The sequence below is a fragment of the Aeromonas rivipollensis genome, from assembly GCF_037811135.1.
GTDB lineage: Bacteria > Pseudomonadota > Gammaproteobacteria > Enterobacterales > Aeromonadaceae > Aeromonas > Aeromonas rivipollensis.
The window spans coordinates 931,617-944,405 of sequence record NZ_CP149130.1; the positions used below are offsets into that span (position 1 = coordinate 931,617).

Consider the following 12,789-nt stretch of genomic DNA (forward strand, 5'->3'; position numbering starts at 1 on the left):
GCTGCCTGGAGGTAACAAAAATGGAAACCAGACGTAAAAAGCGCTTCATTGCCGGTGCGGTTTGCCCGGCGTGCGGCAAGATGGACACCATGATGCTGTATATGGAGCATGGAGTCGAGAAGGTGACCTGTGTCGACTGCGGGGATACCCAGGTGCAGACCCAGGCCGAGGTGGACAAGGCGACCCGCGAGGCCGAACAGGTCATAGGAGTCTTCAGTCCCGAATGACGTACCGCCGGATGGCCTGGGTGGACCAGACCATCCGCGAGGTCGCACCGCTTATAAAGGTGTTTCGCCTCGAGTGAGAGGCCTCTTGATAATACCCGGGTGAGACGAGGCTCGTTCTGGACTGCCGGCTTTTTCGGCATGGCGGAGCGGGGCAGATCATATGCTTGGCCACCTTTTTAAGGTATTCTGGGCCCGTTTTTTTCTATCCGCAGGATCCCTGACATGAAAGTAGCTCCCCTGAGCGTGGTTACGCTGGAATACACGGTCACCGACGAACACGGTGAAGTCATCGACACCACTGTCGGTAAAGAGCCTCTGGTGTATCTGCACGGTACCCGTTATCTGGTCTCCGGCCTCGAAGCCGAACTGGAAGGCCGCAGCGTGGGCGAGGCGTTCGACGTCACCCTGACGCCGAGCCAGGCCTATGGCGAGTATGACGAGAACCTGGTGCAAGAAGTGCCCGGCGAGCTGTTCGATGGCATGGAAGTGTCTGAAGGGGATACTTTTGTGGCCGAGACCGACGATGGCCACCGTCCGGTGACCGTCATCGAAGTCTCCGAAGAGTTCATCAAGGTGGATGGCAACCATCCCCTGGCTGGTGTGACCCTGGGCTTCAAGGTCGAGATCAAGGACGTGCGTGCCGCCACCGCCGAAGAGCTGGCTCACGGCCACGTGCACGGTGCTGGTGGTTGCGGTCACGATCATGGTCATGACCACGGTCACGATCACGACCATGACCACGGCGGTTGCTGCGGCGGTCACGGCCACGATCACGGTCATGACCACGGCGACGAGCAGGGTCACGGCGGTTGCTGTGGCGGCGGTGGTTGCGGTGGCAAGGGCCATCACCACTGATCTGCCGACTGGCAAGATGAAAAAACCCGCTGCGTGCGGGTTTTTTTATGGCGGCGCACTCAGTAGTGCGGGGGGGGCGTCTCTTCGGCCATGCTGGCGATCTGGCTTGGCTGCACGCTCTGCAGCTTGTCCACCAGCAGCTGGATCTGATGCTTGAGCCGGTCGAGTTCGCGGCCCTGGGTGGTCACCTCTTCGTTGAGCTGCTCCACCGTGTATTCGGCATAGGCGAGACGGCTTTCCAGGGTCTCGAGACGATCGTTAAGTTGCTGACTCATGGGCCTCTTGGTCCTTACTTGATAGTCCAGATTTCGGCCAGGCCACTGGAGCTGGCGCTGACGAGGTGGCCATTGTCGCGCAAAGCCACGCCATAGACCACTGCGCTCGGTGGTTTCACCTTGGGATGGGGAGAGACGCGCCAGCTTTGCAGCAGGCTGCCATCGCTCACCCGCCACAGGGAGAGCTGACGGGAGGGGGCGCCGGTGACGAGCCAGTCGCCATCCTTGACGAACCGGGCGCTGGTGTAGACCTCGAAGCGGTGATCGAACTGCAGCCGGCTCATCTCCTTGCCGGTCTTGAGATCCCAGATGCTGGCCTGACGGCTGTCGGCGGTGAAGGCGAAGCGCCCCGCCGGATCCAGTCTCGCCATCACCACCCGGCCACCATGGTTGAAACGCCACACCACCTGTCCGCTGCGGGTATCCCACAGATAGGCGCTGTAGTCGTTGCCGCCGGTGAGGGCGTAGCGGCCATTGGCGGAGAGATCCACCGTATTGACCTGCTCGGTATGGCCGAGGAACTGCAGCCTTCGCCCGGTGAGGGTGTCCACCAGCTCCGCCTTGCCATCTTCGCGGCCGATCAGCACCAGGCGACCATCGGCCGAGAGTGCCGCATCCCTCAGGCTGGATTCAGGAAGTGAATAGTAGCCTTGGGAGCGACCATCTTGCAGGCGCCAGATGGCAAAGGTGCGCTGGGTGGCCGTGATGGCGTGGCTGTCGCCCGGGGAGAAGCGGGTGAGGGTGACGAACTCTTCCTGGTCCTCGCTCTGGCGCCAGCGCCAGCGCTCCTTGCCCTGTTCCAGATCCCAGACCACTGTGCCCTGGCTCAGGCTGGAGACGATGGCCTGTTTGCCGGAGCTGGCGAGATCCGCACTCAGCAAGCCCTGGTTGGCGAGGCGGATCTGCTGGCCGGGAAGTGAGCTCTGTTCGCACCCTGTCAGCATCAGGCAAATACCGATGAGATAAATGGCACTTTTGATCATTTTTCCTGTCTCATGCTTTCGTTACCTGCGATCACGGCGTTAGTATAAGGCGCTTATCACGATAAACCTCTCATTTCACGAAGGAACCGAGAGCGGTATTTAGAGTTTTGGAGAAACTGATGAACAATTTTCTGAAGGTGTCCCTGTTGGCTGCGGCCGTTGCCGTGAGTCTGACTGCTTGCCAAAAAGATGAGAAGCCTGCTGCCAATACCGCAGAGGTCAAGGCAGAAGCCAGCAAGCCGGCAGAGGCCCCCAAGGCAGCAGCCAAGAGCTTTGAAGAGCAATCCGGCTATGCGATCGGCCTCTCCATGGGTCGTTATATCGCCAATACCCTGGAACGTCAGCAGGAACTCGGCATCAAGCTGGACAACAGCGTCATCCTCAAGGGTGTGACCGACGGTCTGGGCAAGGAAGCCAGCATGACTGACGAGGAGATCCAGAAAGTTCTGCAGGAATACGACGCCAAGATCAACGAGTTGACCAAGGCCAAGGCTGACAAGGATGCGGTGGAAAACCTGAAGAAGGGTGAAGAGTACCTGGCCGCCAACGCCAAGAAAGAGGGCGTGAAGAGCACCGAATCCGGCCTGCAGTATCAGGTCGAGAAGCTGGGTGACGGCGCCAAGCCCAAGGCCACCGACATCGTCAAGGTACACTACACCGGCACCCTGACCGATGGCACCAAGTTCGACAGCTCCGTCGATCGCGGCGAGCCGGCTACCTTCCCGCTCAACCAGGTGATCCCGGGCTGGACCGAAGGCGTGCAGCTGATGCCGGTCGGTTCCAAGTTCAAGTTCTTCCTGCCGTCCAAGCTGGCCTATGGCGAGCACGGTGCAGGCTCCATCCCGGCCAACGCCGTGCTGGTATTTGACGTCGAGCTGCTGGCCATCGAAAAGCCGGCTGCCGATGGCGCCGATGCGAAGAAATAAGCAGTCAATGCGATAAAAACGGCTCCTCAGGGAGCCGTTTTTACTGGTGTCGCGCCAGGATAGGCCGGAGAAAGCAGGGGCCCGTCTTGAGTGTGTGGCGGCTAGCCCCCAGAATAGACAACAAAATCAATCGCAAGGATGGATCTCGTGGCTGAAAGCAAACCCCGTGTCCTGCTGGTGGAAGATACCCGCAGTCTGGCCGTCGTCTATGAGCAGTACCTGGTTCAGGATGGCTATGAGGTGCTGCTGGCCGATTGCGGCCAGCAGGCACTGGCGCAGTTGCTGGCCAGCCCGCCCCCCGTGGTGCTGCTCGACCTCGAACTGCCCGACATGTCCGGCATGGCCATATTGCAGCAGATCACCGAGCAGCAACTGCCCTGCTCAGTGGTGGTGATCACCGCCCACGGCTCGGTGGACGTGGCGGTGGAGGCGATGCGCTGCGGTGCCTTCGACTTCCTGACCAAGCCGTTCGACGGCAAGCGGCTGTGCGCCACCGCCCGCAACGCCTTCAAGCATCAGCAGCTCAGCTCGCTGGTGGCCCAGTACAGGGAGAACTTCGAGCGTAGCTCCTTTGCGGGCTTCATCGGCGCCTCCATGGCGATGCAGGCGGTCTATCGCATCATAGAGAGCGCGGCACCGAGCAAGGCGACCGTCTTCATCACGGGGGAGAGCGGCACCGGCAAGGAGGTCTGTGCCGAGGCCATCCACCAGTGCAGCCCGCGCCGGGATCAGCCCTTCATCGCGCTCAACTGCGCCGCCATTCCCCACGATCTGATGGAGAGCGAGATCTTCGGCCATGTGAAGGGATCCTTTACCGGTGCTCAGGGGGATCGCAAGGGGGCAGCCAGCCTGGCGGACGGCGGCACCCTCTTCCTCGACGAGATCTGCGAGATGGATCTCGACCTGCAAAGCAAGCTGCTGCGCTTCATCCAGACCGGCACCCTGCAGCGGGTCGGCAGCGGCAAGGTGGAGACGGTGGACGTGCGTTTCGTCTGCGCCACCAACCGGGATCCCCTGGCGGAGGTGAAGGCGGGGCGCTTTCGCGAGGATCTTTACTACCGGCTGCACGTGATCCCGCTCCCCCTGCCCCCCCTGCGCGAGCGCGGTGAAGACATACTGCTGCTGGCGCGCGACCTCTTGCTGCGATATGCCAAGGAGGAGCACAAGCGCTTCCGGGATTTCGATGCCGACACAGTGCGGGTGCTGCTCGATTACCCCTGGCCCGGCAACGTGCGCGAGCTGCAGAACGTGGTGCGCAACATAGTGGTGCTCAACGATCGCGAGCTGGTGAGCAAGGATATACTGCCGCCGCCACTCAACGGCGGCCGTGCGCTCCCGATGCCTGCCCCTGCCGAGGAAACCCCCGAGATCCTGGCCGATCCCATGTCGACCCCGCTGCCGGTACGCCCGCTCTGGCTGGTGGAGAAGGAGGCCATCGAGCAGGCCATCGCCAGCTGTGACGGCAACATCCCCAAGGCGGCGGCACTGCTGGAGATCAGCCCCTCGACCATTTATCGCAAGAAGCAGGGTTGGGAAGAGGCGAGCCTAGCCTGACGTGGGGGGATGGCATCCATCATCCTGGGCAGATGCGTTGGTGAGCGGGGCGGCCAATTGGCCGCCCCGCTCTGTTATGGCTAGAGCTTGGCGAGGCGTTTGAGCCTGGCCAGCCGCTCCGCCTCGTTGGCCTGCAGCCAGCCATCCCGCGAGAGCAGGAACCAGGCCCGGGCGAAGTATTCTGGGGCGGCCGGATCGTCCAGCATCAGGCCGTTCTCCCCCAGCTCCTCGAACAGGTAGCCATCTTCCGGCGCGCTGGCCTCGGCCATGTCGGCTTTCAGCTGGATCAGCTCGGCCATCGCCTGTTCGTGCAATCCCTGGGCCCGGCTCAGCCGTGCCAGGCTCCAGCGGGCGATAAAGGCCTTGCCCTGATTGTTGTGCCGCTGGTGCCAGGCCAGGCACTTCTGCTGGCAGGCCCTGGCCTCCTCCAGGCGTCCCAGTTCGAACAGGGTCCAGCCCTGATTGTTGTAGAGGCTGGGCAGCCAGCCACGCACCTTATCATCGGCACTGCGCTCGGCCAGGGTCATCGCCAGCTGATGCCAGCGGCTCTGCTCCTCCAGCGGGGCGGCGATGGCTACCATGTGGGCCGCGTCTATGGCGAGCCCTGTCTCCCCCAGCTTGAGCCCGAGTTGCCACCCCTGCTCGAACAGCGTCCTGGCGCTGGCCTTGTCGCCGGCCGAGTTGAACGTCCGCCCCCGCTCCAGCAAGGCGCGCAGCCGTGCTCGCGGGGTGGCGTCGGTGAGGCGGGGTTCTATCTCGTCGAGCAACTGGTGGGCCTCGACAAACTGGCGCTGCAGTGAGTGGGTGCGGGCCAGCTGCGTCAGCAGCTCCAGCTCGTATTGCAGGTCGTGGTGCGCCTCTTCGAGCAGGCGTCGAAAACGCAGGGCAGTGGCGGCGGGATCCTGATAATCCCACTGCGCCATGAAATCGGGCTGATTGTCCATCTGGCCTCCTGGCTGGTTACCCTCTCACCAAGATGCCTATCGCCCATTGTTTGTACAAGGGGCGCCCGTCACAGGGCGCCCCTCAGGTCATGAAAAAGCCCGTGCAAACGCAATCAATAGACCATGGCCAGGCTCATCAGCATCAGGCCCAGGGCGGCGAAGGCACCCTCCTTGATGGCCAGGCGCGGCACCAGCGCCTTGGGCAGTGCCGGGAACAGGCAGAGCGCGAAGCCAAGCCCCGGCATCAGCCAGTGAAAGCCGGGACTGCGCAGGCTAGGGTCTGCCGCCCCGTTGATGATGATCAGCAGGATAAACAGGGTGAAGGCGGGCAGGATAAACCAGCGGGCGTTGCCGACGGCGACTGCTCGCAGGGGCGAGATGCGATAGAGCACCAGGGTCACGATAAAGAGTACGAGGGGAGCCAGCAGATAGAGAGGGGCCGGATTCATGATGGGGGTCTCCAGACAACGGGGGGAAGAGTGTAAGCAGCAGGGGCGAGGGATGACCAGCACCCCGGCCCCGGGCTGTGAGGCCGATCCCAGGGCAAAGGTTTGCCAGGCAAGGGTCAGCGCAGCCAGATCCAGGCACAGCCAAATGCCAGCCAGCTCAGCACCAGCAATGCCCAGGGCAACGGGTGCTGGCGGCTGATCTCGACAAGCTCTATCTCCTGGGCCTCTTCCTCCTGCCCGCCCTGCTGTGGCTGTTTGGTCCTGGCTTGCTGCTTCTTCTGGCGGCTCGCCTCCCGGGCCCGCGCCTTCATCTGTTTCTTGTACTCGTCTATGCCCTTCTGGATCCCCTGGGCGATCAGCTGGGTCTGCTCCTTGGTCTGCCCCGGCTTCTGGTTGGCGCGGGCTACCTTCATCGCCTCCTGCTGGGTCTCGGGGGAAATCTTGTCGTACTTTGCCATTCACGGCTCTCCTTGGCATCGATTGGCGGGAAGTATGCCATAACTGTTTCCGGCAGGCTGCCATCCCTGGGGTGGAAATCAGGTGGCAGGAGATTGGCTAGTGATGGAAATATGAGGAGAGAGGTTGCGTTGGTGATCACATTTGGCGGAATTTGTGAGTCACCGATGAAAAAGCGTCACATGTTGTTTGTTATATTAACGCCCGACCTAATGGCTTGGGTCGTCCAATAACAAAATAACAAGGTGATATGGAAATGAATTATAAATTTGTCAAAGGAAGTATCGCGCTGGCTGTGCTCGCCGCGCTGAGTGGCTGTAATACCTCACAAAATGAAAGTGTCGCCCCCTGCAGCGAAAATGTCTGCAAGCTGACCATTTTGCACACCAATGATACCCACGGTCGTTTCTGGCACAACGACAAGGGTGAATATGGCATGGCCGCCCAGAAGACCCTGGTCGAGCGCCTGCGTGGGGAAGCCAAGGCGGCGGGCAGCGAGGTGCTGGTGCTCTCCGGTGGCGACGTGAACACAGGGGTGCCGGAGTCGGATCTGCAGGATGCCGAGCCGGACTTCATGGCCATGAACAGCATCCGCTACGATGCCATGGCGGTGGGCAACCACGAATTTGACAACCCTTTGACTATCTTGGAAAAACAGCGTGAGTGGGCCAAGTTCCCCATGATCTCCGCCAACATCTACGACAAGGCCAGCGGCAAGCGCTACTTCGACCCCTACAAGGTGTTCAAGCTGGAGAGCGGCCTCAAGGTCGCGGTGCTGGGCCTGACCACCGAAGACACCGCCCAGCTGGTGGATCCCAACAACGTCCAGACCCTGGAGTTCCGCGATCCGACCACGGAAGCGGCCAAGCTCGGCAAGCAGATCCGCGACAGCAAGGAGGCAAACCTGGTCCTGGCCATCACCCACATGGGTCACTACGAGAATGGCCAGCACGGCAGCAATGCCCCGGGGGATGTGGAGATGGCGCGCGCGCTGCCGGCCGGCACCCTGGACGCCATCATTGGCGGTCACTCCCAGAACCCGGTCTGCATGGAGCCGGGCACGCCCGACAAATACGCCGACTTCAAGCCGGGTGACGACTGCCTGCCGGATCAGCAGAACGGCACCTGGATCATGCAGGCCCACGAGTGGGGCAAGTATGTGGGCCGCGCCCAGTTTGATTACCAGAACGGCAAGCTGACCCTGACCCAGTACGACCTGATCCCGGTCAATCTGAAAGACAGCAAGGGGGCCTTCATTCAGGAAGAGATCACCAAGGATCCCGAGCTCTACAACACCCTGCTCACCTATCAGGAGAAGGGGCAGCAGGAGCTGGGCGTAGTGATAGGCTCCACCGACGGCGTGCTGGACGGCGAGCGTGCCAACGTGCGCAACAAGCAGACCAACCTGGGTCGCCTGATCACCACGGCCACCGCCGAGAAGCTGAGCACCGACTTCGGCATCGTCAACTCCGGCGGTGTGCGTGCCTCCATCGCGGCTGGCGACATCAGCTATCGTGACGTGCTGACCGTGCATCCGTTCGGCAACACCGTCAACAAGGCGACCATGAGCGGCAGCGAGCTGGAGACCTATCTGGGCCAGGTAGCGACCAAGACGGTCAACACCGGCGGCTATGCCCAGTTTGGTGGCATCAACATGGCGGTGGACTGCCAGGCCAAGAGCGTGACCATCACCAGCGTGGGCGGCAAGGCCTTCGATCCGGCGGCCAGCTACAGCTTCTCCATCCCGAGCTTCAGCGCGGCCGGTGGCGACGGTTATCCGAAGATCAACACCATCAACGCCGGTCTGGTGGATGCCGGGGTGTTGAAGGATTATATAGCGGCGAAGAAGACCATACAGGTGGCCGATTATCAGCCGGCCGGCGAGGTCAGCTATGTTAATTCCGCCTCGACTGATGGCTGCAAATAATCCAGCGGCCTTGGGCCAATAACAAAAGAGAGGCAGCCATGGCTGCCTCTCTTTTTTATTTTCGAGATCATCAACAGGGGCTGATGGCGATTATTCTCGGCCCCTCACAAGGAGCAGGGAATATTCCATGGCCAGCTGTGATGAGTGTGATGGCAATAAAAAGGCGACCCTGGGGTCGCCTTTATCATGCTTGCCGGACGGGCGTGCTTAGAGCTGCTCGATACCGACGATGTGCCAGGGGGCATTGTCCTTGGCCAGGTTGCGCTCGAGGTGCCACACCTCCTTGATGTCCTCCTCGACCTGCTCCTGACGGTCCATGTAGCGACCGCTGAAGCGCACGCTGACCTGGGCCCAGTCGCTGCCGTAGTCGGCACGCACCAGCTGGGTGTCCACATACATCACTTCGGTGTGCTGCTCGCCGGTCAGTTCGGCGCGCTCGGTCTGGAGGTGCTGGAACAGTTCCGGGCTCACGTACTCGCGTACCTTCTCCAGATCGTTCTTGTTCCAGGCTTCTTGCAGGGTGCGATAGTGATCGCGGGCACCGGACAGGAAACCGTTCATGTCAAAGCCTGGCGGCAGGCGGAAGGGGACGTCGCTGTCGGCAAAGCCGGTCGCCTGCGGGGCGCCGTTGCTCTGCTCGAACTGCTGCGGCGCCGACGGTGGCTGATAGCCCGCATAGGCCGTCTGTGGCGGGGTCGCAGCCGCCTTGTTCTTGCGCAGGGCGCGGATCAGGAACACGGCACCGAGCGCCAGCAGGGCGATCAGCAGGAAGTCCATGCCCTGCAGACCTTCGAAGGCGCCGCTGCCCAGCAGGTAGGCGAACAGGCCACCGGCCAGCAGGCCGCCCAGCAGGCCACCCATCATGCCGCTCTTCTTGGGTGCCGCAGCCAGGGTCGGGTTCTTGCCATTCACGGGAGCAGCAGTAGGTGCCGGTTGGGCCGGTGCCGTCTTGTAGCTCTTGCCAAAGGATTTGCCGCCACCAAATTTCTTGGCCTCGGCGATGGGTGCCCCAAGGCCAATGGCCAGGATCACGGCAAACAGGGTCAGCATCTTTTTCATTTTGACTCTTTCACTCTCATGTAGGTGGGGGCATGCTCTGCTTGTGCAAGCTCAGCGAGGCGCATGGCAGGCTGCCGGTCCCTTTTTGTGTTGCAGCTTGCGGGTATGATTAACATGTCTGGCATGAATTATTCATGAACAGATTGCCCTCCCGGGGGCGCCAAGGAGGATGCCCATGAGAAACAGACGACCGAGTCGTTCGGTGCGCAGGCTGCGCAACAAGCTCAAATCCAAGGCGAAGGATCAGACCCTGGTCTGGCCCTTCCTCGTGCTGTGAGGGGCAAGGAGGGCCCCAAGACCCGATGAGCCGGCCACCTGGGAGGAGGCAGGCCACCGGATGAGGTGAATAGCGCGCATTAGCGCTCGCGATGGCGGGGTTTCTTTTGTAAAATTCCCGTCCCCTTCCCGCTGCGGTTTTTATGTGTATGGCAGAGCAAGTGACGGCGAAAAAAGACGCCAAGACACAACAGCTGAAAGTTCCCCCCCACTCTTTTGAGGCCGAGCAGTCCGTACTGGGCGGCCTGATGCTGGATAACGAGGCCTGGGATCGGGTGGCCGAGCGGGTGATCGACAAGGATTTCTACAGCCGTCCCCACCGCCTGATCTTCCAGGCCATGACCCGCCTCTCCAACGCGGGCAACCCCATCGATCTCATCACCCTGCAGGAGGAGCTGGAGCGCTCCGAGCAGTTGGAAGAGTCCGGTGGCTTCGCCTATCTGGTGGAGATCGCCAAGAACACCCCGAGCGCCGCCAACATCAATGCCTACGCCGAGATAGTGCGTGAGCGGGCCGTGGTGCGAGAGATGATCTCGGTCGCCAACGAGATAGTCGAAGCGGGTTACGAGCCCCAGGGCCGCACCTCAGGCGATCTGCTGGATCTTGCCGAGAGCAAGGTGTTCCAGATTGCCGAGCAGCGCTCCAGCGCCAACGAGGGCCCGCAGCCCCTGAAGCTGATCCTGGAGCAGACGGTCGACAAGATTGAGGAGCTGTTCAAGACCCCCCACAACGGGGTGACCGGGGTCTCAAGCGGTTACGGGGATCTCGACAAGATGACCGCCGGTCTGCAGCGCTCGGACCTCATCATAGTCGCGGCCCGTCCCTCCATGGGCAAGACCACCTTTGCCATGAACCTGTGCGAGCACGCGGCCCTCACCGCCGACAAGCCGGTGCTTATCTTCTCCCTGGAGATGCCCTCCGAGCAGATCATCATGCGTATGCTCGCCTCGGTGGGACGCATCGACCAGACCAAGGTGCGGACCGGCCAGCTCGACGACGAAGATTGGGCGCGCCTCTCCTCCACCATGGGACTCTTGCTGGAGAAGGGCAAGATGTACATAGATGACGCCTCCGGCCTGACCCCGACCGACGTGCGCTCCCGTGCCCGGCGCATCGCCCGCGAGCACGGCGGCCTCTCGATGATCATGATCGACTACCTGCAGCTGATGCGGGTGCCGGCGCTGTCTGACAACAGAACCCTGGAAATCGGTGAAATCTCCCGCTCCCTCAAGGCCTTGGCGAAAGAGCTGCAATGCCCGGTAGTGGCGCTCTCCCAGCTGAACCGAAGCCTGGAGCAGCGGGCCGACAAGCGCCCGGTCAACTCGGATCTTCGTGAATCCGGCTCCATCGAGCAGGACGCGGATTTGATCATGTTCATCTACCGTGACGAGGTGTATCACGACGACAGTCCCGACAAGGGGATTGCCGAGATCATCATCGGCAAGCAGCGTAACGGCCCTATCGGAAGAGTACGGCTTACCTTCCAGGGTCAGTTCTCCCGGTTCGACAACTATGCCGGTCCGGCGTTTGATGACGATTACTAAGTAGGGGCCGGTCTGCGCACTCATATCTGTGCGTAAGACCCCCAGATTCCAGACACAGTTTTCCCGGTTCGACAATTCTGCCGGTCCGGCCTTAGACGATGACTACCAAGGGATGACACCACTCGGTGCCTGGCGCAGGTGCGCCATCATGCCCTCGTAAGGGAAAACAGATGAAAGCGGCTATTGCCCAAATCGATACCTCGGCCCTGCGCCACAACCTCGCCGTGGTCAAGCGCCACGCCCCTTCCTGCAAGATCATCGCCGTGGTCAAGGCCAACGCCTATGGCCATGGCCTGCTGCCGGTGGCCCGCACCCTGGTGGATGCGGACGCCTATGCGGTGGCCCGCATCGAGGAGGCGCTGATGCTGCGCTCCTGCGCCGTGGTCAAACCCATAGTGCTGCTGGAAGGCTTCTTCTCGAGCGCCGATCTGCCGGTGCTGGCGGCCAACAACCTGCAGACGGCGGTGCACACCTGGGAGCAGCTCGAGGCCCTGGAGCAGGCCGAGTTGCCGGCTCCCGTGGTGGCCTGGCTCAAGCTCGACACCGGCATGCACCGGCTCGGGGTGCGCGCCGATGAGATGCCCGCCTTTATCGCGCGCCTCGCCAAGTGCAAGAACGTGGTGCAGCCGTTCAACATCATGACCCACTTCAGCCGCTCCGATGAGCTCGAACAAGCCACCACTCGCGAGCAGATCGAGCTGTTCAGCAAATTGACCGCCCCGCTGGCGGGCGAGCGGGCCATGGCGAACTCGGCGGGGATCCTGGCCTGGCCCGATTCGCATTGCGACTGGGTGCGCCCCGGCGTCATCCTGTATGGCGTATCCCCCTTCCCCAATACGGTGGCGGCGGATTACGACCTGCAACCCGTGATGACCTTGAAGACCCAGCTCATCGCGGTGCGGGATCACAAGGCGGGCGAACCTGTGGGCTACGGTGCCAACTGGGTGTCTGACCGGGATACCCGGCTCGGCGTCATCGCCATCGGCTACGGCGATGGCTACCCGCGCATGGCGCCCAACGGCACCTCTGTGCTGGTCAATGGCCGCATAGTCCCCCTGGTGGGCCGGGTCTCCATGGACATGACCACAGTGGATCTCGGCCCAGGTGCCACCGACAAGGCCGGCGACGAGGCCGTGCTCTGGGGCGAGGGGCTGCCGGTGGAACGAGTCGCCGAGGAGATTGGCACCATTCCCTATGAGCTGATCACCAAGCTCACTTCCCGCGTCTTCATGGAATATGTGTAGGTTCGAATAGCGAAGCGTATTCGGACATTCGAGTGACGCGGCGTCATCAGACGGCAAGCCTCACCGAATC

At 61.9% G+C, this 12,789-nt stretch carries 13 protein-coding genes; 7 read left to right on the top strand and 6 right to left on the bottom strand.

Features of this window, described 5'->3' with window-relative positions; all coding sequences use genetic code 11:
• The first annotated feature begins 20 nt into the window (after positions 1–20).
• Both WIR04_RS04405 and WIR04_RS04410 read left to right on the top strand, forming a co-directional pair.
• Complete coding sequence (locus tag WIR04_RS04405) at positions 21–227, top strand: YheV family putative zinc ribbon protein (protein ID WP_025328073.1); 207 nt, start codon at positions 21–23, stop codon at positions 225–227.
• A gap of 222 nt (positions 228–449) precedes the next feature.
• A complete protein-coding gene (locus WIR04_RS04410; RefSeq protein WP_005330502.1) occupies positions 450–1,082 on the top strand; it encodes an FKBP-type peptidyl-prolyl cis-trans isomerase in 633 nt (210 codons plus the stop codon).
• Positions 1,083–1,141: 59 nt separating this feature from the next.
• Here the strand turns inward: WIR04_RS04410 and WIR04_RS04415 are convergent, their stop codons facing one another.
• Positions 1,142–1,357, bottom strand: a complete 216-nt coding sequence (locus WIR04_RS04415; RefSeq protein ID WP_025328072.1) for a SlyX family protein — start codon at positions 1,355–1,357, stop codon at positions 1,142–1,144.
• Positions 1,358–1,371: 14 nt separating this feature from the next.
• Entirely contained in the window at positions 1,372–2,340 is a 969-nt protein-coding gene (locus tag WIR04_RS04420) for a hypothetical protein (RefSeq protein ID WP_338890763.1), read from the bottom strand.
• 119 nt (positions 2,341–2,459) lie between these two features.
• On the opposite strand from WIR04_RS04420, the gene fkpA reads away from it, so the two are divergent.
• Together fkpA and WIR04_RS04430 are read left to right on the top strand one after the other, a co-directional pair.
• Positions 2,460–3,266 carry an FKBP-type peptidyl-prolyl cis-trans isomerase gene (fkpA, locus tag WIR04_RS04425; RefSeq protein ID WP_202047062.1) on the top strand — a complete coding sequence of 269 codons (807 nt, stop codon included), beginning with the start codon at positions 2,460–2,462 and terminating at the stop codon, positions 3,264–3,266.
• A gap of 147 nt (positions 3,267–3,413) precedes the next feature.
• Positions 3,414–4,820, top strand: coding sequence for a sigma-54-dependent transcriptional regulator (locus WIR04_RS04430; RefSeq protein WP_025328069.1), 1,407 nt, complete (start codon positions 3,414–3,416; stop codon positions 4,818–4,820).
• A gap of 80 nt (positions 4,821–4,900) precedes the next feature.
• Here WIR04_RS04430 and WIR04_RS04435 read toward each other — a convergent pair whose 3' ends face one another.
• From WIR04_RS04435 to WIR04_RS04445, 3 genes are all read right to left on the bottom strand, one after another.
• Positions 4,901–5,764: a hypothetical protein gene (locus WIR04_RS04435; protein WP_338890769.1), complete on the bottom strand. Its 864-nt coding sequence runs from the start codon at positions 5,762–5,764 to the stop codon at positions 4,901–4,903.
• A 113-nt stretch (positions 5,765–5,877) separates the two neighbouring features.
• Positions 5,878–6,213: a hypothetical protein gene (locus WIR04_RS04440; protein ID WP_338890771.1), complete on the bottom strand. Its 336-nt coding sequence runs from the start codon at positions 6,211–6,213 to the stop codon at positions 5,878–5,880.
• 116 nt (positions 6,214–6,329) lie between these two features.
• A complete protein-coding gene (locus WIR04_RS04445) occupies positions 6,330–6,671 on the bottom strand; it encodes a DUF2956 domain-containing protein (protein WP_338890772.1) in 342 nt (113 codons plus the stop codon).
• A gap of 254 nt (positions 6,672–6,925) precedes the next feature.
• On the opposite strand from WIR04_RS04445, the gene ushA reads away from it, so the two are divergent.
• The gene (gene ushA / locus WIR04_RS04450; RefSeq protein ID WP_338890774.1) at positions 6,926–8,596 is read left to right on the top strand and encodes a bifunctional UDP-sugar hydrolase/5'-nucleotidase UshA; all 1,671 of its coding nucleotides are present in this window, start codon (positions 6,926–6,928) and stop codon (positions 8,594–8,596) included.
• Positions 8,597–8,803: 207 nt separating this feature from the next.
• On the opposite strand, the gene WIR04_RS04455 is transcribed toward ushA, so the two are convergent.
• Positions 8,804–9,655, bottom strand: coding sequence for a Tim44-like domain-containing protein (locus tag WIR04_RS04455; protein ID WP_338890777.1), 852 nt, complete (start codon positions 9,653–9,655; stop codon positions 8,804–8,806).
• Positions 9,656–10,080: 425 nt separating this feature from the next.
• Between WIR04_RS04455 and dnaB the strand changes: the two genes are divergently transcribed.
• Entirely contained in the window at positions 10,081–11,475 is a 1,395-nt protein-coding gene (gene dnaB, locus WIR04_RS04460; protein ID WP_005330482.1) for a replicative DNA helicase, read from the top strand.
• A gap of 170 nt (positions 11,476–11,645) precedes the next feature.
• Positions 11,646–12,719: an alanine racemase gene (gene alr, locus WIR04_RS04465; protein WP_338890780.1), complete on the top strand. Its 1,074-nt coding sequence runs from the start codon at positions 11,646–11,648 to the stop codon at positions 12,717–12,719.
• The last annotated feature ends 70 nt before the right edge of the window (positions 12,720–12,789 follow it).

Bases quoted from the DNA above. Each gene is read 5' to 3' on its own strand.
- WIR04_RS04405 (WP_025328073.1), top strand. From the start codon at position 21: ATGGAAACCAGACGTAAAAAGCGCTTCATTGCCGGTGCGGTTTGCCCG.
- WIR04_RS04410 (WP_005330502.1), top strand. From the start codon at position 450: ATGAAAGTAGCTCCCCTGAGCGTGGTTACGCTGGAATACACGGTCACC.
- WIR04_RS04415 (WP_025328072.1), bottom strand. From the start codon at position 1,357: ATGAGTCAGCAACTTAACGATCGTCTCGAGACCCTGGAAAGCCGTCTC.
- WIR04_RS04420 (WP_338890763.1), bottom strand. From the start codon at position 2,340: ATGATCAAAAGTGCCATTTATCTCATCGGTATTTGCCTGATGCTGACA.
- fkpA (WP_202047062.1), top strand. From the start codon at position 2,460: ATGAACAATTTTCTGAAGGTGTCCCTGTTGGCTGCGGCCGTTGCCGTG.
- WIR04_RS04435 (WP_338890769.1), bottom strand. From the start codon at position 5,764: ATGGACAATCAGCCCGATTTCATGGCGCAGTGGGATTATCAGGATCCC.
- WIR04_RS04440 (WP_338890771.1), bottom strand. From the start codon at position 6,213: ATGAATCCGGCCCCTCTCTATCTGCTGGCTCCCCTCGTACTCTTTATC.
- WIR04_RS04445 (WP_338890772.1), bottom strand. From the start codon at position 6,671: ATGGCAAAGTACGACAAGATTTCCCCCGAGACCCAGCAGGAGGCGATG.
- ushA (WP_338890774.1), top strand. From the start codon at position 6,926: ATGAATTATAAATTTGTCAAAGGAAGTATCGCGCTGGCTGTGCTCGCC.
- WIR04_RS04455 (WP_338890777.1), bottom strand. From the start codon at position 9,655: ATGAAAAAGATGCTGACCCTGTTTGCCGTGATCCTGGCCATTGGCCTT.
- dnaB (WP_005330482.1), top strand. From the start codon at position 10,081: ATGGCAGAGCAAGTGACGGCGAAAAAAGACGCCAAGACACAACAGCTG.
- alr (WP_338890780.1), top strand. From the start codon at position 11,646: ATGAAAGCGGCTATTGCCCAAATCGATACCTCGGCCCTGCGCCACAAC.